Here is a 24,506-nt window from a genome sequence, read left to right as displayed (position 1 = left end):
CCAGCCCCTGCCGCAACCTCAAGCCGCCTGCGCCTGGTCGTCGGCCGGCGCCGGACGCTTGTCGAACACTTCGTCGACCAGGCCGAATTCCTTGGCCTCATCTGCTTCCAGGAACTTGTCGCGGTCCATCGACCGCTCGATCACGTCGAGCGGCTGGCCGGTATATTTGGAATAGAGACCGTTCATCCGCTCGCGGATGCGCAGGATTTCCTTGGCCTGGATCTCGATGTCCGATGCCATGCCCTGGGCGCCGCCCGACGGCTGGTGGATCATGATCCGGGCGTTGGTCAGCGCGACCCGCATGCCGGGCTCGCCCGCCGCGAGCAGGAAACTGCCCATCGACGCCGCCTGGCCGATGCACACCGTGCCGACGCGCGGACGAATATATTGCATCGTGTCGTGGATCGCCATGCCCGCCGTGACGACGCCGCCCGGCGAGTTGATGTACATGTAGATGTCCTTCTTCGGATTCTCCGATTCGAGGAACAGCAACTGCGCGGTGATCAGCGAGGCCATATGGTCCTCGACCGGGCCGACCAGGAAGATGATCCGCTCACGCAACAGCCGCGAATAGATGTCGAAGCTGCGCTCGCCGCGGTTCGACTGTTCGATCACGATCGGCACGAGGCCGCCGGTCACGGGGTCGACGCGGAAGCCGGGAGGAGCGAATTGGCCGGTTTCGAAGGGATTGTGCATGCGAAGTCTCTCGGGTCCTTATGCCTTGCTTGCGCCCTACATCGGCGCTCGCCCGGCGGGGCGCAAGGGGGCGCGATGGTGAACAGCGGCGGGGTGCGATTTTCCGCGTCTTGCATCGCCGTCGCTGCGGGCCCACGTCTCTCCTATAAGAGGGAGGCCCTGAGATGAGCACCATTCTGGTCACGGGCGGGTCGGGCTTTGTCGGCGGGCACGTCATCCTGCAATTGCTCGAGGCGGGGCACGATGTGCGCACGACGGTGCGATCGCTGACCAAGGAACAGGCGGTGCGCGATACGCTCGCCCGGGCCGGGGCGAAGACTCTCGACCGCCTGACCTTCGTCGCCGCCGATCTCAACCAGGATGCCGGCTGGGCCGAGGCCGTCGCGGGATGCGACTATGTCCAGCACGTCGCCTCCCCCTTCCCGCTCGCCCAGCCCAGGGACGAGAATGACCTGATCCGCCCTGCGGTCGACGGTACGCTCAGGGTCCTGAGGGCTGCGCGCGACGCCGGCATCAAGCGCGTCGTCCTGACTTCGTCCTTCGCGGCGATCGGTTATGGTCATGGCGACCAGGCCGCCGCTTACACCGAAGCAGACTGGACAAACGTCGATGGCCCGGCGGTCCAGCCCTATATGAAATCCAAGACGCTGGCCGAGCGCGCCGCCTGGGACTTCGTCGAGCGCGAAGGCAACGGCCTCGAACTCGCCGTGGTCAACCCGGTCGGCATTTTCGGGCCGGTGCTCAACGAGGACCTGTCGACCTCGATCGAGATCATCAAGCGCATGCTCGAAGGCGGCCTGCCCGGTGCGCCGCGGCTCTATTTCGGCGTGGTCGACGTGCGCGACGTCGCGGGGATGCAGATCAAGGCGATGACCGCGCCGGAAGCGAAAGGCGAGCGCTTCCTCGCGGTCGCCGGCGATCCGGTATCGATCTACGACATGTCGGTGATCCTGCAGCAGGGAATGGGCGAAAAAGCGGCGAAGGCGAAACTGCGCCAGATGCCCGACTGGCTGATCCGGGTGATGGCCTTGTTCAATCCCTTGGCGCGCGAGGCGGCACCCCGTGTCGGCATCCGCTCCGCCGCGAGCAACGCCAAAACCCGCGAGCTGCTGGGCTGGCAATTCCGGTCCAACGAAGAGGCGATCGTCGCGTCGGGCGAAAGTCTGATCCGGCTGGGGATCGTGCGATGAACGACAATGCGCCCTGGCATGCGCACATCTATTACGATGCTTCCGAACGCGCTGCCGCCGAAGCGCTGCGTGCGACCTTCGCCGACATGATGGTCGACGACGTCGCGCCGATCCTCTTCATCGGACGAATGACCGACGGCCCGGTCGGCCCCCATCCGATCGCGCAGTTCGAGATCCATTTCTCTGCCGTTGCCGGTGCGCTGGTTGCTCGCGCGATAGAAACAACCGGCCTACGCGCCCTGGTGCATCCGCTGACCGACGACGATGTCGCCGACCATACCACGCTCGCCCACTGGATCGGTCAGCCGCTCGATCTCGACATCAGCGTGCTTGATCCGCCGGGGCATAACCAGGGAGTCGCGCGGTTCGGGATCAGCGATTTCTGAGGACGATTAGCGATCGCCCTACCCACTCGATCGATTATCACACCAACCGCTTCATCAACCCGTTCGAGAAGTAGCCGATGCTCTTATCGGGCAGTTCGCCTGCAGCTCTGGCTGCTAAAGCGATCCCTTGATTGTCCAACACTGTTACGAGTTCGGCAGGGAAGCCATCAAAATGGGCATTCTCATATCGCTGCTGCCATAGCGTTATTTCGCTCGCCAACGACGCGGACATTCCCGCGGCGGTCGGCTCGACATAACCGCCGCGTGTCGCGTCCCGTAATCCTGTTCCAGACAGCATGCCGTCTATGAAGAAATCGGGTTTCGTTTTCTCATTATAGTCGGTCAAACTAAACTCCGACGACGATGGCCCTCCGACGATCGCTACCTCAGCCTCCCGGAGCAGGATGGCCCAGATAAGCGAGCCGCCGCACTTCGCGCCGTCCACGCACGACGGTATCGAGGATCAGGCCCGCGAAGAAGCACAAAGCCGCGAGGATGATCAGCCCCGTCGCCATGATCGCCGTCGGCAGACGCGGCACGAGGTGCGTGTGGTAATAAGTAATCCCCAGCGGGATGCCGAGCGCCAGCGCCAACAGCGCGAGCAGCCCGCCGATCGCGCCGAAGAACAGCAACGGCCGCTCGATCCGGTACAAAGTCACGATCGTGTTGAGGATGCGGAAACCGTCCGAATAGGTCGACAATTTCGACGCCGATCCCTCGGGCCGCGCGAAATAGCGCGTCTCGATCTCGCCGACCGGCATGCGCAGTTCGAGCGCGTGGACGCTGATCTCGGTCTCGATCTCGAACCCGCCCGACAGGACCGGAAAGCTCTTCACGAACCGTCGCGAGAATACGCGGTAACCCGATAGAATATCGGTGAAACTCCGACCGAACAATTTGGCCAGCATGCCGGTCAGCAGCTTGTTGCCCATGACGTGGCCGCGGCGATAGGCGGCGTCGTGCTGAGTCAGGCGGCTGCCGACCACCATGTCGAGTTGCTCGTCGATCAGCCGGCGGACGAGCTGTGGTGCCGCCTCCGCATCATAGGTCGCATCGCCATCGGCCATCACATAGATGTCGGCATCGACATCGGCGAACATGCGGCGGACGACATTGCCCTTGCCCTGCATGCGCTCGGATCGCACGATCGCCCCGGCCGCGCGTGCGACCTCGATCGTGCGATCCTTGGAATTGTTGTCGTAAACGTAGATCGTCGCGGTTGGCAGCGCGGCGCGGAACCCCGCGACCGTCTGGGCGATCGCCGCGTCCTCATTATAGCAGGGCAGCAGGACTGCGATACGTGGTTCTGTCATCTAACCCTGGTCCCGTAAGCTCCCTCGCCCCTGGACAGGGGAGAGGGATACCGCAGCTTGGCAGCTTGCTGCCTAGCGGAGGTTGGGAGAGGGGTCGAGCGGCGCTTTGCGCAGCGCGCTCGCGGAAGCGAGCGCTCACCCCTCTCCCAGCTCCGACTAAGGGCCGGCTAGCGCCGGCCCAAGTCTGCGCAACCCTCTCCCCGTCCGGGGAGAGGGAGATGGGGTCACTTCTTTGCCGGGGCCTTCTTCGCGGCCGGCTTCTTGGCGGGCGCTGCCTCGGCGGGTTCCGCCTTGGCGGCCGGAGCCTTCTTGGTCGCGGCCTTCTTGACCGGTTCCTCGGCCTTCAGCTCGTCGGCGGGCGCCTCGACCTTTTCATCGGTCTTGGACGGCGCCTTCTTGGTCGCCGCCTTCTTCACCGGCTCCTCGGCCTTGGCGGCATCAGCCTTGTCGGCCTTATCCGCCTTGGCGGCGGGAGCCTTCTTGGCCGCGGCCTTCTTCGCTTTGGGCTTGTGATTGTCGTGGTCGTGATGATGCGTGCCGGTCGCGAAACCGTCTTCCGACTCGATCGCTTCCTCGAGCTGGGCGCGAGTCACTTCGCGGTCGGTGACGTCCGCGGTCGAGAACAGGAAGTCGACGACCTTGTCCTCATAGAGCGGAGCGCGCAGCTGGGCGGCGGCCATCGGCTCGTTGCGGATATATTCGACGAAGCGCTGCTGGTCCTGCGGCGAATATTGCATCGCCGCCTGGCTGATCAGCCGGCTCATTTCCTGGTTGGTGACCTCGATGCCGTTGGCCTGGCCGATTTCCGACAGCAGCAGGCCGAGGCGCACGCGGCGTTCGGCGATCGCCTGGTAATCCTCCCGCTCGGCTTCCATCTCGGCCAGCGCCGCCTCGGGATCGGGCTCGTGCGTCGCTTCGTGCTTGAGCTGCTCCCAGATCTGGTCGAACTCGGCGGCGACCATCGACGGCGGCACCGGGAAATCATGGCCCGCAGCGAGCTGGTCGAGCAGCTTGCGCTTCATGTGGGTGCGGGTCAGGCCGTTGAGCTCCTGCTCGATCTGGCCCTTGAGCAGGCCCTTGAGCTGCTCGAGATCGTTGAGGCCGAGCGACTTGGCCAGGCTGTCGTCGATCTTGGTCTCGCCCGCGGTCTTCACCGACTTGACGGTCAGGTCGAACGTCGCCGGCTGGCCCTTCAGCTCCTCGGCGGGATAATCGTCGGGGAACGTGACCTTGATGGTCTTCTCGTCGCCCGCCTTGACGCCGACGACCTGGTCCTCGAACCCGGGGATCAGCCGGCCGGAGCCGATCTCGACCGCCATGTCGGTGCCGGTGCCGCCTTCGAACGCGACGCCATTCTTGTCCTTGCCGACGAAATCGAGCGTGACGAGGTCGCCCTGCTTGGCCTTGTAGCTGTCCTTGGTGTCGTCCCAATTCTTCTGCTGCGCAGCGAACTTCTCGAGCTGCGCCTGAATCTCTTCCTCGCCGGCCGGGACGGTCAGGCGATCGAGCTTGATCGCGTCGATCGCGGGCGTGGGCACGTCGGGCAGGATTTCGAGTTCGACCTTGAGCTCGGCATCCTTGCCCTTCTCATAGTCGTTCTCGAGCTTGACCGAGGGCTGCATCGCCGGACGCAGTTTTTCCTTGCCGATCAGGGTCTGGATGCCTTCCTGGATCGCTGCGTTGAGCGCGTCCTGGGTCAGCGCCTCGCCGTGCATCTTGCGGACCAGATTGGCGGGTACCTTGCCGGGCCGGAAGCCGGGCATGCGGACCTGCGGGGCCACGCGCTTCACCTCGGCGTCGACCTTGGCGTCGATCTCCTTGGCGGTGATCGTCAGCGTGTAGGCGCGCTTGAGCCCTTCGTTCAACGTCTCGACAGTCTGCATTTCAGGCCTTCATCTTTCCGGAAAATCATTTGGTGGCCACCCCGCCCCAAAGGCGCGGGGACTGGTGCGGGCGAAGGGACTCGAACCCCCACATCTTGCGATACTGGAACCTAAATCCAGCGCGTCTACCAGTTCCGCCACGCCCGCCAGAGGACCGCCGGTCGGCGGCGTCTATAGCAACTGCGGCACCGGGAGCAACCCGCTTGGCAACTGACGGCATCACAAAGGCGTTAAAGGTGTGAAAGGAATTCCACCATGGCCACCAATCCATCGCCCGAAACGCCCCCACCCGAAATGCCCCCCGAGCCGAGCCAGCCGGCGCAACCGACGCCCGCCCCGCCCGAAATCTCGCCGCCGATGCCTGACATCGACGTGCCCTCACCAGGCGAACAGCCCACCGGCCCCGCCAACCCGCAAGGATGATCCCGATGACTGATCAAAATACGCAGGCCGCCGGCGAACGCGAACGCGATATCCGCAAGGGTGACACGCGCAGCGACCTCCAACAGGAAGTCGAGGCGCGCAAGGACGCGGTCGAACGCGGCGAAGGCGGCCCGGAGCCCGAGACCCTGACCGCGCCCGGCCTGTTCTCCGGCAATGCCGGGACCGGCGGAGAGACCAAGAACCAGGACGACGACGCGCAGTAGCGAGTCGCCGCCTTCGCCGCCGGTCAGTTCGCCGCGGTCAGATCGACGATGCGATCGCGGTCATAGCGCATCACGCCCGGAATCGCCGGCATCCGATTGATCGGCAGCCCGAAATAATTGGGCAGCTTGCCGACTGGCCGGAACCGCGCCGGCACCACATGGGCACCGCTCAGTCGCGGATCGATTGCGACGCTGGTGCCGGCCGGCACCAGAAACGGCCCGTCCAATATCACGGGCGCCGACGAATCGCCTTCGGGACGCTTTACCGACAGGTTGGCCTTGGCCGCGATCACGCCGAGATCGACGATCTCGCCCGCCTTCGCCGTGAAGGCGACGCTACCCATGCAGAAACAACTGCCCGTCGCGCCGCCATTGGGTACCGTGGCGAGCGGTCCGTAAATGCGATATTCGCCGGGCGTCAGTTCCTGAAGATAGGTCGACAGGCCGCCATCGGCCTTGGCGAAACGATTGATCGGCCCGATCGAGACGCCGGCCAGCAACGGGAACGGCGTGAACTGGAAGTTCGCCTCGGTGGGCTCGATCGGCTTGTCGGGCAATGGCGGCAGCACCGTGCCCTTGGGCGCACTGGCTTTATCCTTCACCGCCGCATCATATTCCGCCTGTTTCTTGACGTATTTGCCGTGTGCCTTGGCCAACGTGTCGGCGCGGAACTTGTCATAGGTCGCCTGGTCGTCGGCAGTAGGTACTTTCATCAGATAGAGCGGGACCGCCATGTCCGCCCGCAGCATGACATAAGCCTTGGTCGAATTGAGCGCGACGCTAGGCTTGTCCTTGACCGCGGCGGTTTCGACGAAGACCGGCGCCTTGTCCTTTGCCGCCGCGGGAACGGCGAGCGAGAGCGCGATCAGGGCGCTAGGCAACAATGTCTTCATAGCCCCAGAACCTTCCCCTGCAGCTTGCCCGACGAAGCGACCAGTGCCTGTTGCTTGAGGTAATGCTGGCGCTTCTCCTCGTTGACGCCCGACAGACCTTCCTCGAAATTGAAATCGTCCCACAGCGCCCTGGGCAAACCGTAGCGGTCATAGCCCTTGAAGTTCATGCACGTGCGCATGTTGATCCGACGCAGTCGGCGCTTTTCGGCCGAGCCGAAGATCGCCGTCGCCACCGCGCTGCCGATCGCACCGCCGAGCGCGCCGGCCATCGTCCCGGTATAGGGATAGGGTACCTGTATATCGCCGACCCCGCTCTGCAGGCCGCGTGCATAATTGTCGCATTCGGCGATGTCGCCATAGGCCGTGGCGAAATCCGTATCGGCACGATGAAAGGCGTAATATTTGTCGAAATCCGCGACCTCTGTACCGTCCGACGTATAATCGAGCTTCGGCATCGTTACCGATTGCGCCTCGGCATTGGTGACCGTCGAGGCGCCGAATGGCGACGCGCTATCGACCAGATAAACGGCTTTTTCCTGCGCAGCGGCCGGCGCACTGCCGAATGGCAGCGCGACCATGACCGCGACGGCGGCCAAATCATGCATTTTCATGCGATCCCCCATTTTGGATGCGGCGAATCGCCGCGTCCCCCAAGGCGCACCATAACCGGCGGTAAAGGCCGGACAAGTAGTGTCGGAACCCGGTGTAGCCGGTCAGCCCTTGGGCAGCCTGCGGGCACTCAGCACGCGTACGGGTGCCGCCGGAACCTCTCCCTTGAACGACCCGCGCACCGTCGCATTAGGATCGATCGGCGCGTCGAAAATCTTGAGCACCACGTCCATGCCGTCGACCACGCGGCCGAACGCGGCATAGCCGAGGTTGGTCTTGGTAGCGTCGTCGGGCTTGGTCGGATCGGCATCGAACGAGGGCTGGTCGCCGACGCTGACCGTGAAGTCGCCGCGCGCCGATCCCGGCGCCAGCCGCGCGGTCGAGAGCGTGCCGTTGAGATGTTTCAGCCCGGTGATCGTGGTCGGCTCGTGCTTGATCGGCGGTAGCGTCCGCTTGGGATCGCCATTGGTCCCGAACTGCACGAAGCCGAATTTATCGGCCACCTTGCAGGTGCGATAGAAAGTGATGCCGTCGAGCTTCTTCTGGTCGACATAGCGGAGGAAATTGGCGGCGGTGACGGGCGCTTTCGCCGTCTCGACCTCGACCGTGAAGCTGCCGGCGGTGGTATCGATTCTGACCCGTGGCAGCGGCGCCATGGCGGGCACTGGCCCCGAGCCAGGATCAGGCTGGGGCGAGGTCTGCCCAAGCGCCGGAAACGTCACCAGCGCGACAAGGCCGAAAAACAACGATCGCCGCAAGATCATAACCAAATTCTCCGAGCTCTGTGCCTATTCGAATGCCGGCACCTCCACCCCTCGCTTCACGTCAATCACCTGACCGTCCGGGCCATAAGCCAGCACTCCCGGAATCGGTGCGAGCCGATTGATATAGAACGATCCATTGTTGGGATATGTACCGATCACGCGAAAATCGGCTGTGACGATGCCCGTCGGATCTACGCCAGGCATAATCGGCGAATCCGGTCGCACCGGTACCAACGTCGCGACGAGAAACAGATTGCTGCCGTAGATGCTGGCACCGAACCCGGACTCAGCGGCAAGTTCGGGCACCTTGGACTTACCGCTCGCCTGATCGGCCAGATATGTGCCGACATCGACAATACGGCCGGCGGGCGCGGAGAAACCGACCGTTCCAAGGCAATTGCAGACCGTCATGTAGTTGTTGTTGGTGATCCCGTAGAGCACGTAGTCACCCGGCGGCACCTCGACGAGGTAGAAGTCTCCCCCCTCGCCCGTCGCGCTCGGCTTTCCGTCGACATTCTGTACGTTCGGTGCGCGCGATTGTTCGGTCGTCCCGGCCGGCACCACACGCATCAGCACTGGTCGCGCCGATGGCTCGCCCGCGCCGCGGCGCGTGCGGAAGAGGATATAGGCGCGATCAGGTCTGATCGTGATCGGCTGCCCGGCTGGCAAGGTGACGAAAATACGCACCCGATCACCCGCGACCGCTGGCGCGGCTACGGACAACAGCACGACGACCAACCACAAGAAGTGTCGCAACATCATTTCGCCGGCACCGGCAGGTCGGGTCTGGGGCCGGAAGCGAGCTTGGCCAGGATCGCCACGTCGCGCGTCGGATCACGTCCGTCGAAGCTTTCCCACAGCTTCTTGGCCATCGGATAGCGGGTATAGCCGCGCGTTTCCATGCACCTGCGCATCCGCGACACGCGATCGCGGCGGTCTAACATATCGTTGATCGCGCCGCCGATCACGTCAGCAATTGCGGCGCCGACCAGCCCAAATGACTGGTTTCCCGAAGACTTGGTTTTCCTGGCGACGCCCTGAAAGGACGAATAGCCCGGCAACGCCAACAACTGTACCTTCGGCAGGTATCCATGACAAAAAGCTACGTCGGCACGCGCTGTTTCGAACGAGACCCTATCCTTATGGAAAAAGTGATATTTCCACCCATTGGCGATGAGGTCATCGGCCGCTGCTCTATCTTTGGGCAAGCTGACATCAGGCACAGCAATTGTGGCGGGATCGATCTTGCCCTGCGCGATTACAGGCGATGAGATGACCGTCGCCATGATGATCGCCAGTGAACCAGCAAACCGCATAATACCCCCACAACCAAACCCATCCTATGGCGCCGCAACCGACCGGGCAACCGTTCAGGCGGGTACTCAGCGATGATGCGCGACCGCATCCTATAGGCAGGCGACGCGGGACGGACCGTGATCTAGTCGCTCAGGAAAGCGCCTTCTTCAGCAACTCGTTGACCACGCCCGGATTGGCCTTGCCCCCCATCGCCTTCATCGTCTGGCCGACGAAGAAGCCGAACAGGGCCTCCTTGCCGCCGCGATACTGCTCGAGCTGGTTCGGATTCTTCGCCAACACGTCGGCGATCACCGCCTCGATCGCGCCGGTGTCGCTGGTCTGTTTGAGCCCGCGTTCCTCGACGATCTTGCCCGGCGCGTCGCCGGTCTCGATCATCACTTCGAACACCTGCTTGGCGAGCGTGCCCGACAGCGTGCCGTCGCCGATCAGCGCGAGCAGTTCGGCCGCTTGGCCGGGCGAGACCGGCGATTCGGTGATGTCCTTGCCCAGCCGATTGAGCGCGCCGAACAGTTCGGACGACACCCAGTTTGCCGCCGCGACGGGCTTGGCGCCCTGGTCGAGCAAGGTGTCGAACCAGCGCGCGATCTCGACCTCGGCGGTCAGCACGTTGGCCTGATAGGGCGTGATCCCCTGCCCCTCGTACCGCGCGCGCTTGGCGCCGGGCAGCTCGGGCAGGCTCGCGCGGCACGCTTCGAGGAACGCGTCGTCCAACTCGAGCGGCAGCAGATCGGGATCGGGGAAATAACGGTAATCGTGCGCGTCTTCCTTCGACCGCATCGACCGCGTCGTGCCGGTGTCGGGATTGAACAGCCGCGTTTCCTGGACGATCTTGCCGCCCGATTCGAGCACATCGACCTGACGCGACGCCTCATGCTCGATCGCCTGCATCACGAAGCGGATCGAGTTGACGTTCTTGGTCTCGGTGCGCGTGCCGAATTCGTCACCCGGTTTGCGCACCGAGACGTTGACGTCGGCGCGCATCGAGCCCTGATCCATATTGCCGTCGCACGATCCGACATAGCGCAGGATGGAGCGCAGCTTGGTCAGATAGGACCCGGCTTCGGCCGGCGAGCGCATGTCGGGCTTGCTGACGATCTCCATCAGCGCGACGCCCGAGCGGTTGAGGTCGACATACGACCGCGTCGGATGCTGGTCGTGCATCAGCTTGCCGGCATCCTGCTCGACATGGATACGCTCGACGCCGATCTTTTTGGTCGCCTCGGCCTCGCCTTCCAGCTCGATCTCGACCGCGCCCTCACCAACTAGCGGATGGTAGAGCTGGCTGATCTGATAGCCCTGCGGCAGATCGGCGTAGAAATAATTCTTGCGGTCGAACCGCGACCATTTGTTGATCTTGGCATCGATCGCCATGCCGGTGCGCACCGCCTGGCGGATGCATTCGCGATTGGGCACGGGCAGCATGCCCGGCATCGCCGCGTCGACCAGCGACACTTGCGTATTGGGCTCGGCGCCGAATTCGGTCGCCGCGCCGGAGAATAATTTGGCCTGCGAGGTGACCTGCGCGTGGACCTCGAGTCCGATGATCACTTCCCACTCGCCGGTGGCGCCGTGGATGCGGTAGGTCGAGGGAGCGGCAGTGCTGAGCGGTTCGGTCATGCCGGCCGAATAGCCTTAGCGGCACGCGCGCCGCAAGGCTCAGGACATCGGATAGACGTCAGAACTCCGGATCCAGCCGCTCACCGGCTTGCCGCCACCCAGGAAATCGACCTGGAGCCAACCCGGCCGCTGGGCGCGGATGCCGACGCCATCGCCCTTCACTACATAGGCTTTGCGCGGCCCCTTGCTGATCGGGCTATCGTACAAATGGGCGCGGGCGCTCTTGATCACGGCCACCGCCACCCAGGGATAGGCCGTCTGGAGGGTGAATTCCGCCGGCTGATCCTTGTCGGCGAAATGCTGCACGTTCCAGCAGCCGCCATGCTCCGTCGCCAGCCGGACGCTGAGGCTCCCGTCACTTTCCCGGGACAGCGTTCCCATGACCACCTCTTCGGGAGTCTCCGGAAAGTAACTGCGGATCGCGCCGTTCACCTTGCCGGAAAAATAGAAGATGCAGTTGAATCGCCCATTGCCGGTCGACGATTGATAATAGCCGCGGACGATATGTGATGCCGGGTCGACGGCGATCAGCATGTCTCCCCCATAATTGCCGCTGGCGATATTGCTGTCGGTTACGGGACGCGAACTCGCGGGAGAGGCGGTGGCGACCGCCAGGAAAGCAATTCCGGCCAGCGTCCGCATCAGTCCGCCCATCGTACCCTCCCCTGTCTTCGCGGCTTTATCGCTACGCCGCGGCTTCCTGATCGAACAGCGAGAAGCCGCGCGGCAGGCGGCGTGGGCGCGGGCGCCCCTGGATCTGCCCGTCGATCGCTGCGATCGCTGCGATCAGGTCGGCCTGGCGATAGGGTTTGGCGAGGCAGCCGCGGGCAAAGGCGCGACCCCCTTCGGGGCATTCGCCGGTGACGAAGACCACCGCGACGCCGCGGGCATGTGCCGCCCGCGCAACCTCGATCCCGCTGCCATCGGCCAGGGTGATATCGACAAGGACGAGATGGACATCGACACCGGACGCCAGCACCGCGATCGCGTCGGCGATGCGGTCAACCGTGGCGACGACCTCGAATCCATGCTCGATCAGCGCATGCTCGTTCTCGAATGCGATCAACGGCTCGTCCTCGCAGACGAGGAGGCGCGTAATGACTCTTTTTCCGTGTCCGAACATCATGATCGTTCAACCCAGTCGCGCGCAGATCGTTTCGTCAGCGCGTCGTTACGTGTGCGTGGCTTAACGCCCGGCAACGGGTAGGGTGTAAATTTTCCCCCGCTCCCCAGCCATTCGGTATATTGGCGCGACCATGCCTCCCTCCAAGACTCCCGACGATCAGCGGATCGCAAAAATGTTGGCGCGTGCCGGAATCGCCTCGCGGCGCGAAGTCGAACGCATGATCGCCGAAGGCCGCATCGCGATCGACGGCGTCGTCGTCGAAACGCCCGCGACGTTGCTGAGCTCGCTCGCCGGCGTCACTGTCGACGGCAATCCGGTGCGTGAGGCGGAAGCCGCGCGGCTGTTCCTCTATCACAAGCCCAAGGGCCTGCTGGTCACCGAACGCGATCCGGCAGGCCGCCCGACGATCTACGATCGCTTGCCCAAAGCACTGCCGCGGCTGGTCCCGGTCGGCCGGCTCGACCTCGCGACCGAGGGGCTGTTGCTGCTGACCACCGATGGCGGGCTCAAGCGCCAGCTCGAGCTACCCGCGACCGGGGTCGAGCGCGTCTATCGCGCGCGGGCCTATGGCACCGTCGCCCAGTCACAACTCGAGGACCTGATCCACGGCGTCGAGATAGAGGGCGTCCGCTACGGATCGATCGACGCCAATATGGAGCGGCGCACGGGCGCCAACTTCTGGATCGAACTCAAGCTGACCGAGGGCAAGAACCGCGAGGTGCGGCGCGTGCTCGAATATCTCGGCCTGGAAGTTAGCCGGTTGATCCGCACGCGCTACGGCCCCTTCGTGCTCGGCGACTTACCGATGGGGGCGATCGGCGAAGTCCGCGCGCACGATATCGATTCGTTCCGCAAGGATCCGACCCGACTCGATTTGCCGCAACCGGCGCGCAAACAGGTCAGCGAACTTTCGAGCCCTTCGCCTTCAGCTGCATCACACCCCGCTCGGCCGAAACCAGCGGGCAATTCCCGCGCCCGCAACGAGCCTGAGCAGCGACGCTGGCAGACGGCAGCGCCTCGCGCCGCGCGCCCGGCATCTTCGGCGACGCACCAGCGACCGCAGCAAGACGCCCCGCATCGTTCGGAGCACGCGCGCGACGCGGCCGATCGGGCTCCGTTCAGGGGCCGCAGCACGCGCACTTCCTCGCCCGACGACGTGCCGCGGCCAGCGACGGGCAAACGCCCGCCCAAAGCCAAAGCGGGCCCGCGCCAGCGCGCCGACGGAACGCTGGCGACCCGCTCGACCGGTGCGCGAAGCGATCGCTCGCGCAATTTTCGCAACGACCGCAGCGATCGTGACACGGCCGAACGGCCAGTGCGTCCGGCTCGCCCTGCTGGTGCGACTTCCTCGCGTGGCCCCGCGCGCCCTTCGGCGCCGTCGCGTCCCTCCGGCCCATCGGGCTCGCGTGGCCCTTCCGCCCCCCGCGGCGGACCGCGGCCGCCGCGAAAGCCGCGCTAGATGCGGATCATTGCCGGTCAGTGGCGCGGCCGCCCGCTCGTCGCACCCAAGGGTGACGCGACTCGCCCGACCGCGGACCGCACGCGCGAAGCCTTGTTCTCGATGCTCACCAGCCGGCTCGGCAGTTTCGAGGACCTCGCCGTCGCCGATCTGTTCGCCGGTTCGGGCGCGTTGGGGCTCGAAGCTTTGTCGCGCGGTGCCGCCTCGTGCCTGTTCGTCGAGCAGGACAAGCCTGCGCTCGACGCGCTGCGCACCAATATCGCCAAGCTCGGTGCCAAGGCCGATGTCCGCGCGCAATCGGTCATGGCGCTCGGGCCAGCGCGTGCGCCGCTCGACCTGATCCTGATGGATCCGCCTTACGGCACTGGGGCCGGCATAGTGGCGCTCGACAAATTGGCGCGGCTCGGCTGGGTCGGCCCGGCGACCTGGATCAGCATCGAAACGGCGAAGAACGAAAAGGTCGAGTTGGCGGGGTTCGAGGTCGACGCCGACAAGACCTACGGCAAGGCGCGGGTGACACTGCTCCGACAAGCCTGACCGTCATCCCAGCGAGAGCCAGATCGTCACCCCAGCGAAAATAATCCGTCACCCCAGCGAAAGCTGGGGTCTCCAGCAGTATCGCGATGCCGCTTGAGACCCCAGCTTTCGCTGGGGTGACGACTAGCTCCGACGGTTACCTCCAACGGTTATTTCCTAAGCCGCCTTCTTCGCCGGCTTCGGCACCGGGTTGGAGAAGTTCATCTCGTCGTCGACCGACCCGAACTTCAGCGCCATCAAATCGCGGACGTAATTCTGGTGGACCCGCCACGGCTTGCGGTCGCCCTGGCGCGGGAATTTGTCGATCGAGCGCTGGACATAGCCCGAGGTGAAATCGAGGAACGGCTCTTCCCCCACCGGCGCTGAAGGCTGCGGCGTCGCCTGGCGCAGCCCGCGCTTCCGCATCGTGTTGAGCAAGCGGCAGACATAGGCACAGGTCAGGTCGGCCTTCAGCGTCCAGGACGCATTGGTATAGCCGAATGAGGACGCCACGTTCGGGATGCCCGAATACATCATGCCTTTGTAATTGATCGTCCGCGACAGATCCTTGGCCTCGCCGTCGACGGAGAATTGGACGTCGCTCAGCAATTGCAGTTCCAGCCCAGTCGCGGTGACGACAATGTCGGCGGGCAGCGCCTTGCCCGATTGGAGCAGGATTCCTTCCGGCACGAACCGCTCGATCGTATCGGTCACGACATCGGCCTTGCCCTCGCGGATCGCGCGGAACAGGTCGCCGTCGGGTACCAGGCAGAGGCGCTGATCCCACGGATTATAGCGCGGGGTGAAATGCGTCTCGATATCGTGGTCGGGCAATTCAGCGCGGACCATGTCGATGATCCGCTCCTTCGCCTTGGCCGGATATTTCCGCGCCTGATTGAAGAAGAACAGACCGAACAGCACGTTGCGCCAGCGCACCAGCCCATAGGCCAATTTGCCGGGCAGCTTGGTGCGCAGCCAATTGGCCAGCTTATCCTCGGCCGGCCGCGCGACGATATAGGTCGGCGACCGCTGCAGCATGGTGATGCTTTCGGTCTGATCGGCCATGGCCGGAACGAGCGTCACCGCGGTCGCGCCCGAGCCGATCACCACCACGTTCTTGCCCGAATAATCGAGATCCTGTGGCCAGAATTGCGGATGGACGACGCGTCCCTTGAAATCCTCGACGCCGGCGAAATCGGGCGAATGACCCTTGGCGTAATTGTAATAACCCGAGCACATGAAGAGGAAATTGCAGGTCAGCGTGATCGGTCCGTCGGCGGTTTCGGCTTCGACCGTCCAGCGCGCGTCCTCGGTCGACCAGGACGCCTTCTTGACGTGGTGATTGTAGCGGATGTGCTTGTCGATGCCGTATTGGGTCGCCGTTTCCTTGAGGTATTTCAGGATCGCGGGTCCGTCGGCGATCGCCTTGGCGTCGGTCCACGGTTTGAACGAATAGCCCAGCGTGTACATGTCCGAGTCCGATCGGATGCCCGGATAGCGAAACAGGTCCCAGGTCCCGCCCATCTGCGGCCGCCCCTCCAGGATCGCATAGCTGCGGTCCGGGCTCTGCGATTGCAGATAATAACCCGCACCCACGCCCGAAATGCCCGCCCCGACGACGAGGACGTCGAAATGCTCCATATGTCTCACCTCTCCGCCATACCGGATATTCGATTCCGCGCGGGTTGCAAAGAGGCTGTTTACATGGGTGTCAGTTAGAAGCGGCCGACGCACCTCAGTCCGTCGTCACCCCGGCCTTGTGCCGGGGTCCACTTCTCCAAAACCGAGATGGGGTGTTGTTGCGCGGTGGATGCCGGGACAAGCCCGGCATGACGTTCGCGATTGGGGAAATCGTCAGAAATCCTTCTGATATTTGACGCTCGCGCCAGTCCCGCTGAACGACCCCGTCTGCGACAGGATGCTGAGGCTCTTGGTCAGCGCGATCTCCAGCTGGGTCGCGGTGAAGCCCTTCGCGTCGGTGATGATCTCCACATAGATATTGTCGGTGATGTACTTGCCCGCCGCGAGTGCGGTGCCGCGGCCGCTGGCCTGGTCCGCGCCCAGAATCCGCAGGCGGTCGATGCCAGCCGCCCCACGCAGCTTGCCGAGCGGATTGAGCCCCCCGCCCCCGCCACGCAGCGAATTGAGCGCGGCGGCAAGCTGCAGCGCCTCGATCGCCGACAGATTCTGTGGGCTCGATCCGAATAGCAGGCGGCTCAGCACTTCGTCCTGCGGCAAGGCGGGCGACGAGGTGAAGGCCACTTGCGGACGCTGGCCAGTGCCGGTGATGTTGATGATCGCGTTGATGCCGTTGGTCGTGGTCGAGGCGGAGATGTCGAGCGTCGGATCGGACAGCACGCCGCCGCTGAAGCGGACATTACCGCGATTGATGTCGAACCGCTTGCCGGCGAAATTATAGGTACCGCGCACGATCGTCGCGCTGCCATTGACCTTCGGCGTCGTCGCGGTGCCGGACACACGCATCGCCAGACTCCATTCGGATTCGAGGCCCATGCCCTCGACGAAGACCTGGTCGTTGGCGCGGATGCGGATATCGAGCGCGAAATTGCTCGGCGGCTTGGGCGCGATGTGCGGGCGCGGCGGGTCGCTCTTGCGGCGGATGCCCTTGAGTTCCTCGACTTCGGCCTGTCCCTGATAGACCACCTGATAGCGGGCGTTGGGAATAGTCAGGTCGCCCTTGACCAGTCCGCCGTCCTTGCCGTTGGTCACGGTCAGCGTGCCGGTGGCGGTTGCTCCCAGCGAATCCCCGCTCGCCAGCGTGGCCTTGTTGAGTTTCGCCGTCAGACTCATCGGGAAATTCTGGTCGGCCGACAGGCCGACCCAGCCGCTCGCCTCGACCGTGCCGTCGCCCGCTTTCGCGTTGAGCTGGCTAATGTCGAACCGGTCGTTGGTGAAGCGACCCGCAAGCTTCATCTGCGTCAGCTTGGTGCCGTAATTCGAGTTGATATAGGTCAGATTGTCGCCGCGCACGATGCCGTTGAGCTGCGGCGTGCCCAGCCGACCGGAGAAATCCGCCGCGACGACCACCCCGCCAGCGACCTGCTGGCCCGACAGGCCAGAGAGCGAGAACAGCACGCCGGACGGCCCGTTATAGCGGATCCCGCCCGACAGCGGCGCGGCATAGAGCCGGTCCATCCAGCTCGCACCGCCGCCCAATGGCGCCAGCCGCGCCTGCAAGCGGCCGACCGTCGTCACGCCGCGCTTGACCAGCGCGCGCATATCTCCGCCCGCCTCGGTCAGCCGGCCGACCACCTGGATATCGACCGGCTCGGACACGATCACCGCGCTCGATCGCGTGAAGTTCGTGATCGTCAGACGCGTATCGATATTGGGCACGTTCGCGCCCGCCGGCTGGACATAGTCGACGCTGCCCGTGGCGCTGCCGTCGATGCCGAGATTGGGGAACAGTGCATTGGCCACCGACAGATCGAGCTTGTCGAGCCGCGCCTGCATCGACAGCCCTTTGCCATAGGAGCCGGCGATCCGGGCGCTGCCCTTGTCGAAATCGACCTGGCTCGGGAGCAGCCGGTATTCGCCGTTCAGCGGCTCGATCTGCGCCGCGCGCGGGGTGCGGAAGCCGATGCCGTTGGCCTTGCCCGATACCGCCACCAGCCACAATTTGGGCTGGAGCCGGGCATTGATGCCCATGCTGAACGGCACGCCCGACGACCCCGCCAGCACTGCCTGGGCGGTACCGCTGCCGTTCGAATAATCGATCTTGGCGCGTGCCGCCTGGAACACCGTCGCGCCATAGCGCATGTTGCCGACCTGGATATCGGCCAGGACCCGCGGCGCGTTCGGGTAGAGCACCACGCTGGCGTTGACGATCGCGCGGCCGATGGTGAAATCCAGATTGCCGGGGATCGTGGCGTTATAGGCGCGCGCGGCGATGTCGGCGCGCTGCACCTTGCCCTCCGCGCCGAGCGTGGCGGTGCCGTTGATCCCCGATCCGGCGAATTGCAGCTTGCCCGCGAATGGCCCCGCCGCGGTCTGTTGCAGCGCACCGGTCAGGTTCATGCCCGCGAAGGTACTGCCCTGATTGACCTGGATCGCCAGCGTCTTGCCGCTGCGCACCAGCACGTTGGCGGCGAACGGCCCGTAATTGGTCGTCCCCTTGGCGACGATGGCATAGCCGTCCCCCTTGCCGCGGATCGTCGCTTCGAGCCCGGCGAGGCCGACGCCGACACCCGGGCGCGGTGCATGGATGACGATCACCGGCGCAGCAGCCGTCCCGGCCACCCGCGCGTTGATCGGGCCGTAATCCTTCGAATGCGCGTCGCCGACAAAGGTGATCTGACCATTGGGCCGATAGCTGCCCGAGCCGCGATAGATGCTGAGCCGCGGCGCGGCGAGCTTGACGTTGGAGAAAGTGAAGACCCCGTCGGTGCCATAGCCGATATCGCTGGTGACGATCGCCTGGCCGCCGAGGAAGCTTTCCGCGCCCGAATTGAAGATGCGCCGCGTCCTCGCCGCGATCCGCCCTTTGATCCCGAATCCGCCCTTGGGCATCGATACCAATTTGGCGTCGGTGGTCAGGTCGACGATGCCGATCCCGTCGATCGTGTAGTTGTTGACCCGCCCCTTCAGCGCGCCGGTATAATGGCCGCTCGGCAGATCGGCGACGACGATCGCGGTGGCGTCGATCTTGTCGGATTTGAGCTTCAGATTGTCGGACAGAAGCTTACCGTTCGAATAAGCGAAATCGCCGACCGCGGTGACATTAGTCAGCAGCATGCCGGCTGCCGCATTCATTCCGGTGACGCGGCGGGCGCGCGCATTGACCGGGATCAGGACATGCTTGGCATCGACCGTCGCCTTGCCCGAGGCGGTCAGCCCTTCAAGTCCGGTACCGCCGAACGCGATCGACGCGGCGCTGAGATTGTAGCCGATGGTCGGAGTCGCGAACGGCCCGTCGAGCGTCCAATGCGTCATCACGTCGCGCCCGGACAGATTGGGCAGCATCGCACCGGGTGTGAGCAACCGCGCGTCGATCACGAAATTGCCGAACTTGTTCTCGCCAAGGTCGAGCAGTCCGCTCGCGGCCACTGCCAGCGCGTCCGACTTGAGCGTCATCCGCGTCGTCGCCTTGCGCTTCTCCAGGGTCGAGACGATGTCGACGTTCAACCCCGGCGCGGTCAGCCGCTCGACCGGACCTTTGAGGTACAGGCCGGGATGGGTCACACCCTTGATCAAGAAGGTGCCGTTCTGCGCGCCGAGATCGAGATCGGCGAGCGACTGGCCATTCAGTGCGGCGACGCCCTTGCCTTTCCACGATTTCCAGTCGCCGGCACCGCCGATGCGGATCGCCATCGGCGCCTTGACGCCGGTCATGCTGGCGGCGACGCCATCGGCTGGCGCGTCGAACCTGACCCGGATGCCCAGCTTGTTCGCGTCGGGCTGGGCGTCGAGCACCAGCCGCAATCGATCGCCACCGGCAATCCCCGCCCCGCGCACCGCATCGGCATTGGCGATCAATTGCGCACGGCGATCGGCGATATGCGCGACGCCGTCGAGCCGGATGATGTGCTGCTGTCCAGTCACCGGCGCCTTGAGCAGCAGCCGGTCGACCTTCAGGCTGCCGATATCGATATCGATATCGGGGAGGATCGGCGTGTTGGGCGCGCTGGGCAGCAACGACGGCGACCGGTGCATCACCACGGTCGGCGCGGCCATCGAATTGACGTCGATATGGTTCCACAGGAACTGGAACGGATTCCAGTCGATCGTCGCCGTCGGCGCGGTCAGGAAAATGCCCTGGGGATCGCTGACCCTGAGGTCGAGCAATTCCATCTTGCCGTAGATCGAGCCGCGGATCCGTCCGACCTTGATGTTGAGCCCGGTCTCGGTCTTGTAGCTTTCCAGCCGCGAGACGATGAAGCGGTGGCCGGGCGCGGTGTCGAGCCCGAAATAGACCATCGTCAACAGCGCCAGGATCGCGACGCACAGGATGACGATGCCGCGCGCGAGTTGCAGCCACCACGGCCGCTTCACCACGATGATGTCGCTCTCGGGAGTCTCGACTGGGGTGGTTTCGTCGACCATCAGAAGGCCTGACCGATCGAGATGTAGAGCGCGATCCGCGAGTCACCCTTGCGCTTGTTGAGCGGGGTCGCGACGTCGACCCGGATCGGCCCGAAATTGGTGTAGAACCGCCCGCCTATGCCCGCGCCGAATTTCCAGTCGGTGAATTTGGGCATCGAGCTGGCGTAGGAATTGCCGGCATCGATGAACGGCACGATGCCGTAATTGCCGAACCGATAGCGGGCCTCCAGCGCGAATTCGTTGACGCTGCGCCCGCCGACCGGATCGCCATTGGGATCGAACGGCCCCAACCGCTGATAGCCATAGCCGCGCACCGACCCGCCACCGCCACCATAATAACGCCGCGACGGCGCCAGGTCATCGCGCGCGATGCCCAGGATCGATCCGACTCGGCCGCGCCCCGCAATCACGATGTTGCTCGTCACGGGATAATAGACACTCGCGTCGATCTGGGTGCGGGCATAAGGACGGATCGGCCCGCGCACCGATGTTTCCGGGCTGAGTGTCAGTTTCAGGCGATAGCCCTTGGTCGGATTGAGCAGATCGTCCGACGTGTCCCACTGAATGTTGAGCGGCAGCGCGGCGATGAAATAGGTGCCCCGTTCGCGCTTGCCGGCGTTGAAATTATAGACGCTTTCGTTGGTCCCGGTCAGCTCGAAGCCATAGCCATACGTAATCCGCTTCTGCCAGATCGGCGTCGAATCGTACGAGACGCGGCCGAACAGCGACAGGGTCGCGGCGTCGAAGGCGTCGTAATTGTTATGCCCCGCGCTGAGCCCGAACGACAGCGTGCGATCGCGCTGATTCCAGTTCGAGCGGCGGAAAGTGACCGTGCCGCTCTGTTCCTGCGTGCCGGCGACCGCGCCGACGATGAACGCGCCTTCGGGCGGGAAAGCATTGCGCGCGGTGAACGTGCCTTCGAGCTTGATTCCCTCGCCGGTGCTGTAGCCGCCGGTTGCCGCGATCGACCGCGTCCGCCCGACCCGCTGGGTCACCGCCAGGTCGACGATCCGGGTACCATCGGCCGCGGTCTTGCCGGTATCGACCGGCTCGACCGTCACGGTCGAGAACAACCCGGTCGCGACCAGCGCTTTCCTGAGATCGTCGACCTTTTCGGTGTCGTAGAGCTGGCCCGGCTTGAAGCGGCGCAGGAGGCGGATGTGATCGGGCCCAAAGGCAAGCCGCCCGCTCGTGCTGACATCGCCGAAGCTCGAGCGCGGGCCGGTGTCGACCGGCAAGGTATAATCCCCGGTAAAGGCAGTGTCGTCGAGCAGGATGTCGCGCGTGCCCAGATGCACGAACGGATAGCCGTTACGCCCCATCTCCAGCGTGACATTGGCCTCGGCGCCCTGCACCCGGACCGCATCGATCGGCTCGCCGACCTTGAGCGGCAGGTTTCTGGTGATCAGGTCGCCCGGCACCACCGGCTGCGAATCGACGTTGATCGATGCGAAGGTATATTGCTTGCCCGGCACCGCGTTGATCACCACCCGGACGCGGCCGGGTTGGTTGGGGATGCTCTCGACCGACGACAAGGCGGTCGCGTCATAATAACCGCGCGAATGCATCAGCCGCACCGCCAATGCCTCGTCCTCGCGTCCGCGCGCCGCCACCATCGCGGCATTGGCCGCCTTGCCGCCGCCCTTCTTCAACGACGAGAAGGTCTTGAAGTCACTGTCGAGGCCGAGATCGCCGAGACCGTTGACGACGGTGTCGTAGCGTATCTCCGCGCTCTTGCCGCCCGGCACGTCGGCGACTTCGGTCACCGGCGTCGTATTGTAGCTGTCGAGCGTCGGCAGCGGCGCGGCGAGTTCGGGCGCGGGCTCGGGTGCCGGCGGCAGCGTTCCCGGCGGCACGTCGGGCGCGGGCGTTGCTGGCGGCGTGATGCTGGGCGGCGCCTTGTCCGCGGTCTGCGGGGTGAAGGGTGCTTCCTGCGGGATCGGCTCAAGTGGCGCGTTGATGTCGTTCGACAAAGGCGGCAGCGACTTGTCGAACTGGTCGTCGGGCACGATCGGCTTGTCGCCGAGCGGATCGCTGGTCGGGGTCGGCACCGGCTTGGGCTCGCCCGATTGCCGTGCCTGATCCTGGCTCGAAGGGTCGGCCGGCGCGCTGCTGCCGGCGCGCGCCGGCGGGTTGGTCTGTTGCGCGACCAACGCTCCGGGAACAACGGCGCACGCCGCGATAGCCAGACAACAATGCGATACAAGACGCGACACAACGGCCCCTTTTCGGGGATCGTCCTTCGCCCCCTTCGCGCCTGCCAACGCGCCACAGCCCGATCGGTTCACGCTCAATCCGCCCCGACGCCCTCGGGAGCGACTTCGCTCGCCGCCGCTTCGATGCGATCGAGCATCGCCGACAAGGCAAGACGTTCGCCGGCGTCGAGCTGCTCGAGCACCTTGGCCTCGAGCTCGAGTGCCTTGGGCGCGACCTGCTCGTAGAGCAGCCGGCCGGTGGCGGTCAGCGCGAGCAAGTGCGATCGCCGGTCGCCTTCGTTCGGCGCGCGCGCGACGAGGCCGCGCTCGACCAAAGCCTGCGCTGCCCGGCTCACCGTCACCTTGTCCATTCGCGTCGCCACACCCAGCGCCTGCTGCGTGATCCCCGGCCCTTCCGCAATAACAGCGATCAGGCGCCATTCGGGGATGCGCAGCCCGAACAGCCGGTCATAGGCGGTCGCGATCGCCGCCGACACGCGGTTGGACACGACCGAGAGCCGGTAGGGAAGGAACTGATCGAGCTTCAAATCGGCCATTTCCGGTCACTTTGCGGTGTTCGTCCGCGCGAAACAAGCGTTGCGTGACATGCGTTCGGGACGGTGGACGCCACCACTGAAACACGATATAGTTTCATCTGAAACGACTTTTCCCCCTGGAGCATGTTCCAATGACCGACGCGCACGACAATCCGATGGGCCTGGACGGGTTCGAATTCGTCGAATTCACCTCGCCCGACCCGGAAAAGATGGCCGACCTGTTCGAGAAAATGGGCTTCACCCATGTCGGCACGCACAAGTCGAAGAATGTGCGCCGCTATGCCCAGGGCGACATCAACTTCCTGCTCAACATGGACGATGCCGGCCAGGTCGCTGGCTTCCGCAACGCCCATGGCCCGAGCGCCAATGCGATGGCGTTCCGCGTCGCCGACGGCGAAAAGGCGCGCGACCTCGCGCTCGAACGCGGTGCGACCGAAGTGAAGGGCGAACACGGCCCGGGCGAACTCGACATCCCAGCGATTGAGGGCATCGGCGGCGCCAACCTCTATCTCGTCGATGCCAAGTCGAAGATTTACGAGACCGATTTCGTGCCGACCGGTGCAGGCGTCGACGATCATTCGGTCGGGCTGCACACGCTCGATCACCTGACCCACAATCTCAACCGCGGGCGGATGGATTATTGGGCGAATTATTACGAGCGGATCTTCAACTTCCGCCAGATCCGCTATTTCGACATCGAGGGTCAGTCGACTGGCCTGTTCTCCAAGGCGATGACCGCGCCCGACGACAAGATCCGCATTCCCTTGAACGAAAGCCAGGACGAGCATTCGCAGATCGAGGAATTCATCAAGGATTATAAGGGCGAAGGCATCCAGCATCTGGCGCTGGCGACCGACGACATCTTCTCGACGATCGACCAGCTGCGCGCCAACGGCATCCGGTTCCAGACCGCGCCCGACACCTATTTCGACCTGATCGACAAGCGCCTGCCCGGCCATGGCCATGACGTCGCCGAGATGCGCAAGCGCCACATCCTGATCGACGGATCGCCGGAGACCGGCGGCGGTCTGCTGCTGCAGATCTTCACCGAGAATATGGTCGGTCCGATCTTCTTCGAGATCATCCAGCGCAAGGGCAATGACGGCTTCGGCGAAGGCAATTTCAAGGCGCTGTTCGAGAGCATCGAACTCGACCAGATTCGCCGCGGCGTCGTGCCGGCGAAGGCGGAGGCTTAACCATCACTCCTTCTCCCCTTGTGGGAGAAGGATAGCGAAGCTTAGTGGCGAAGCCACTTAGCGAAGCTTGGATGATGGG

The 24,506-nt window shown here is 64.4% G+C and carries 23 protein-coding genes and 1 tRNA gene; 7 read left to right on the top strand and 17 right to left on the bottom strand.

What is annotated here, in order from left to right:
• Window positions 1–18: 18 nt before the first annotated feature.
• A complete protein-coding gene (gene clpP / locus AC1DRD_RS05500; RefSeq protein WP_478031640.1) occupies window positions 19–696 on the bottom strand; it encodes an ATP-dependent Clp endopeptidase proteolytic subunit ClpP in 678 nt (225 codons plus the stop codon).
• Between the two features lie 164 nt (window positions 697–860).
• Between clpP and AC1DRD_RS05495 the strand changes: the two genes are divergently transcribed.
• Together AC1DRD_RS05495 and AC1DRD_RS05490 are read left to right on the top strand one after the other, a co-directional pair.
• Window positions 861–1,886 (top strand): SDR family oxidoreductase, encoded by a 1,026-nt coding sequence (locus AC1DRD_RS05495; RefSeq protein WP_478040630.1) that lies wholly within the window; start codon window positions 861–863, stop codon window positions 1,884–1,886.
• Window positions 1,883–2,272 (top strand): DOPA 4,5-dioxygenase family protein, encoded by a 390-nt coding sequence (locus AC1DRD_RS05490; RefSeq protein ID WP_478031637.1) that lies wholly within the window; start codon window positions 1,883–1,885, stop codon window positions 2,270–2,272. The genes AC1DRD_RS05495 and AC1DRD_RS05490 overlap by 4 nt, the downstream gene beginning before the upstream one ends.
• Before the next feature lie 37 nt (window positions 2,273–2,309).
• On the opposite strand, the gene AC1DRD_RS05485 is transcribed toward AC1DRD_RS05490, so the two are convergent.
• The 4 genes from AC1DRD_RS05485 to AC1DRD_RS05470 all read right to left on the bottom strand — a co-directional run bounded on the left by AC1DRD_RS05485 (window position 2,310) and on the right by AC1DRD_RS05470 (window position 5,615).
• Entirely contained in the window at window positions 2,310–2,618 is a 309-nt protein-coding gene (locus AC1DRD_RS05485) for a hypothetical protein (protein WP_478040629.1), read from the bottom strand.
• A 40-nt stretch (window positions 2,619–2,658) separates the two neighbouring features.
• Complete coding sequence (locus tag AC1DRD_RS05480) at window positions 2,659–3,585, bottom strand: glycosyltransferase family 2 protein (protein ID WP_478040628.1); 927 nt, start codon at window positions 3,583–3,585, stop codon at window positions 2,659–2,661.
• A gap of 224 nt (window positions 3,586–3,809) precedes the next feature.
• Window positions 3,810–5,468 (bottom strand): trigger factor, encoded by a 1,659-nt coding sequence (tig, locus tag AC1DRD_RS05475; RefSeq protein WP_478031631.1) that lies wholly within the window; start codon window positions 5,466–5,468, stop codon window positions 3,810–3,812.
• A gap of 62 nt (window positions 5,469–5,530) precedes the next feature.
• Window positions 5,531–5,615 (bottom strand) — tRNA-Leu (locus AC1DRD_RS05470).
• A gap of 108 nt (window positions 5,616–5,723) precedes the next feature.
• Here AC1DRD_RS05470 and AC1DRD_RS05465 point away from each other — a divergent pair.
• Together AC1DRD_RS05465 and AC1DRD_RS05460 are read left to right on the top strand one after the other, a co-directional pair.
• The gene (locus tag AC1DRD_RS05465; RefSeq protein ID WP_478031630.1) at window positions 5,724–5,891 is read left to right on the top strand and encodes a hypothetical protein; all 168 of its coding nucleotides are present in this window, start codon (window positions 5,724–5,726) and stop codon (window positions 5,889–5,891) included.
• 5 nt (window positions 5,892–5,896) lie between these two features.
• On the top strand, window positions 5,897–6,115 hold the full coding sequence (locus tag AC1DRD_RS05460; protein WP_478031629.1) for a hypothetical protein: 219 nt from the start codon (window positions 5,897–5,899) through the stop codon (window positions 6,113–6,115).
• A 23-nt stretch (window positions 6,116–6,138) separates the two neighbouring features.
• On the opposite strand, the gene AC1DRD_RS05455 is transcribed toward AC1DRD_RS05460, so the two are convergent.
• From AC1DRD_RS05455 to AC1DRD_RS05420, 8 genes are all read right to left on the bottom strand, one after another.
• Window positions 6,139–6,996: a hypothetical protein gene (locus AC1DRD_RS05455; protein ID WP_478040627.1), complete on the bottom strand. Its 858-nt coding sequence runs from the start codon at window positions 6,994–6,996 to the stop codon at window positions 6,139–6,141.
• An 8-nt stretch (window positions 6,997–7,004) separates the two neighbouring features.
• On the bottom strand, window positions 7,005–7,619 hold the full coding sequence (locus tag AC1DRD_RS05450) for a hypothetical protein (protein WP_478031625.1): 615 nt from the start codon (window positions 7,617–7,619) through the stop codon (window positions 7,005–7,007).
• 102 nt (window positions 7,620–7,721) lie between these two features.
• A complete protein-coding gene (locus tag AC1DRD_RS05445) occupies window positions 7,722–8,381 on the bottom strand; it encodes a peptidylprolyl isomerase (protein ID WP_478040626.1) in 660 nt (219 codons plus the stop codon).
• Between the two features lie 24 nt (window positions 8,382–8,405).
• Window positions 8,406–9,125, bottom strand: a complete 720-nt coding sequence (locus AC1DRD_RS05440; RefSeq protein ID WP_478040625.1) for a hypothetical protein — start codon at window positions 9,123–9,125, stop codon at window positions 8,406–8,408.
• 14 nt (window positions 9,126–9,139) lie between these two features.
• Entirely contained in the window at window positions 9,140–9,667 is a 528-nt protein-coding gene (locus AC1DRD_RS05435; RefSeq protein WP_478040624.1) for a hypothetical protein, read from the bottom strand.
• A 160-nt stretch (window positions 9,668–9,827) separates the two neighbouring features.
• Complete coding sequence (gene gatB / locus AC1DRD_RS05430; protein WP_478040623.1) at window positions 9,828–11,315, bottom strand: Asp-tRNA(Asn)/Glu-tRNA(Gln) amidotransferase subunit GatB; 1,488 nt, start codon at window positions 11,313–11,315, stop codon at window positions 9,828–9,830.
• 39 nt (window positions 11,316–11,354) lie between these two features.
• Complete coding sequence (locus tag AC1DRD_RS05425) at window positions 11,355–11,969, bottom strand: hypothetical protein (RefSeq protein ID WP_478040622.1); 615 nt, start codon at window positions 11,967–11,969, stop codon at window positions 11,355–11,357.
• A 31-nt stretch (window positions 11,970–12,000) separates the two neighbouring features.
• Window positions 12,001–12,438, bottom strand: coding sequence for a response regulator (locus AC1DRD_RS05420; protein ID WP_478031825.1), 438 nt, complete (start codon window positions 12,436–12,438; stop codon window positions 12,001–12,003).
• Window positions 12,439–12,613: 175 nt separating this feature from the next.
• On the opposite strand from AC1DRD_RS05420, the gene AC1DRD_RS05415 reads away from it, so the two are divergent.
• Both AC1DRD_RS05415 and rsmD read left to right on the top strand, forming a co-directional pair.
• Complete coding sequence (locus tag AC1DRD_RS05415; protein ID WP_478040621.1) at window positions 12,614–13,900, top strand: pseudouridine synthase; 1,287 nt, start codon at window positions 12,614–12,616, stop codon at window positions 13,898–13,900.
• On the top strand, window positions 13,901–14,437 hold the full coding sequence (gene rsmD, locus AC1DRD_RS05410; RefSeq protein WP_478040620.1) for a 16S rRNA (guanine(966)-N(2))-methyltransferase RsmD: 537 nt from the start codon (window positions 13,901–13,903) through the stop codon (window positions 14,435–14,437).
• A gap of 156 nt (window positions 14,438–14,593) precedes the next feature.
• Here rsmD and AC1DRD_RS05405 read toward each other — a convergent pair whose 3' ends face one another.
• The 4 genes from AC1DRD_RS05405 to AC1DRD_RS05390 all read right to left on the bottom strand — a co-directional run bounded on the left by AC1DRD_RS05405 (window position 14,594) and on the right by AC1DRD_RS05390 (window position 23,231).
• On the bottom strand, window positions 14,594–16,057 hold the full coding sequence (locus AC1DRD_RS05405; RefSeq protein WP_478040619.1) for a flavin-containing monooxygenase: 1,464 nt from the start codon (window positions 16,055–16,057) through the stop codon (window positions 14,594–14,596).
• A 213-nt stretch (window positions 16,058–16,270) separates the two neighbouring features.
• Entirely contained in the window at window positions 16,271–20,479 is a 4,209-nt protein-coding gene (locus AC1DRD_RS05400; RefSeq protein WP_478040618.1) for a translocation/assembly module TamB domain-containing protein, read from the bottom strand.
• Window positions 20,479–22,695 (bottom strand): autotransporter assembly complex protein TamA, encoded by a 2,217-nt coding sequence (locus tag AC1DRD_RS05395; protein ID WP_478040617.1) that lies wholly within the window; start codon window positions 22,693–22,695, stop codon window positions 20,479–20,481. The genes AC1DRD_RS05400 and AC1DRD_RS05395 overlap by 1 nt, the downstream gene beginning before the upstream one ends.
• Window positions 22,696–22,769: 74 nt before the next feature.
• Entirely contained in the window at window positions 22,770–23,231 is a 462-nt protein-coding gene (locus AC1DRD_RS05390) for a MarR family winged helix-turn-helix transcriptional regulator (protein ID WP_478040616.1), read from the bottom strand.
• A gap of 131 nt (window positions 23,232–23,362) precedes the next feature.
• On the opposite strand from AC1DRD_RS05390, the gene hppD reads away from it, so the two are divergent.
• A complete protein-coding gene (gene hppD / locus AC1DRD_RS05385; RefSeq protein ID WP_478031610.1) occupies window positions 23,363–24,427 on the top strand; it encodes a 4-hydroxyphenylpyruvate dioxygenase in 1,065 nt (354 codons plus the stop codon).
• The last annotated feature ends 79 nt before the right edge of the window (window positions 24,428–24,506 follow it).

Source organism: Sphingomonas sp. P4_G2, from assembly GCF_056401155.1.
The sequence above is the reverse complement of the archived record's forward strand: the minus strand, read 5'-3'. Positions and strand labels throughout refer to the sequence as shown.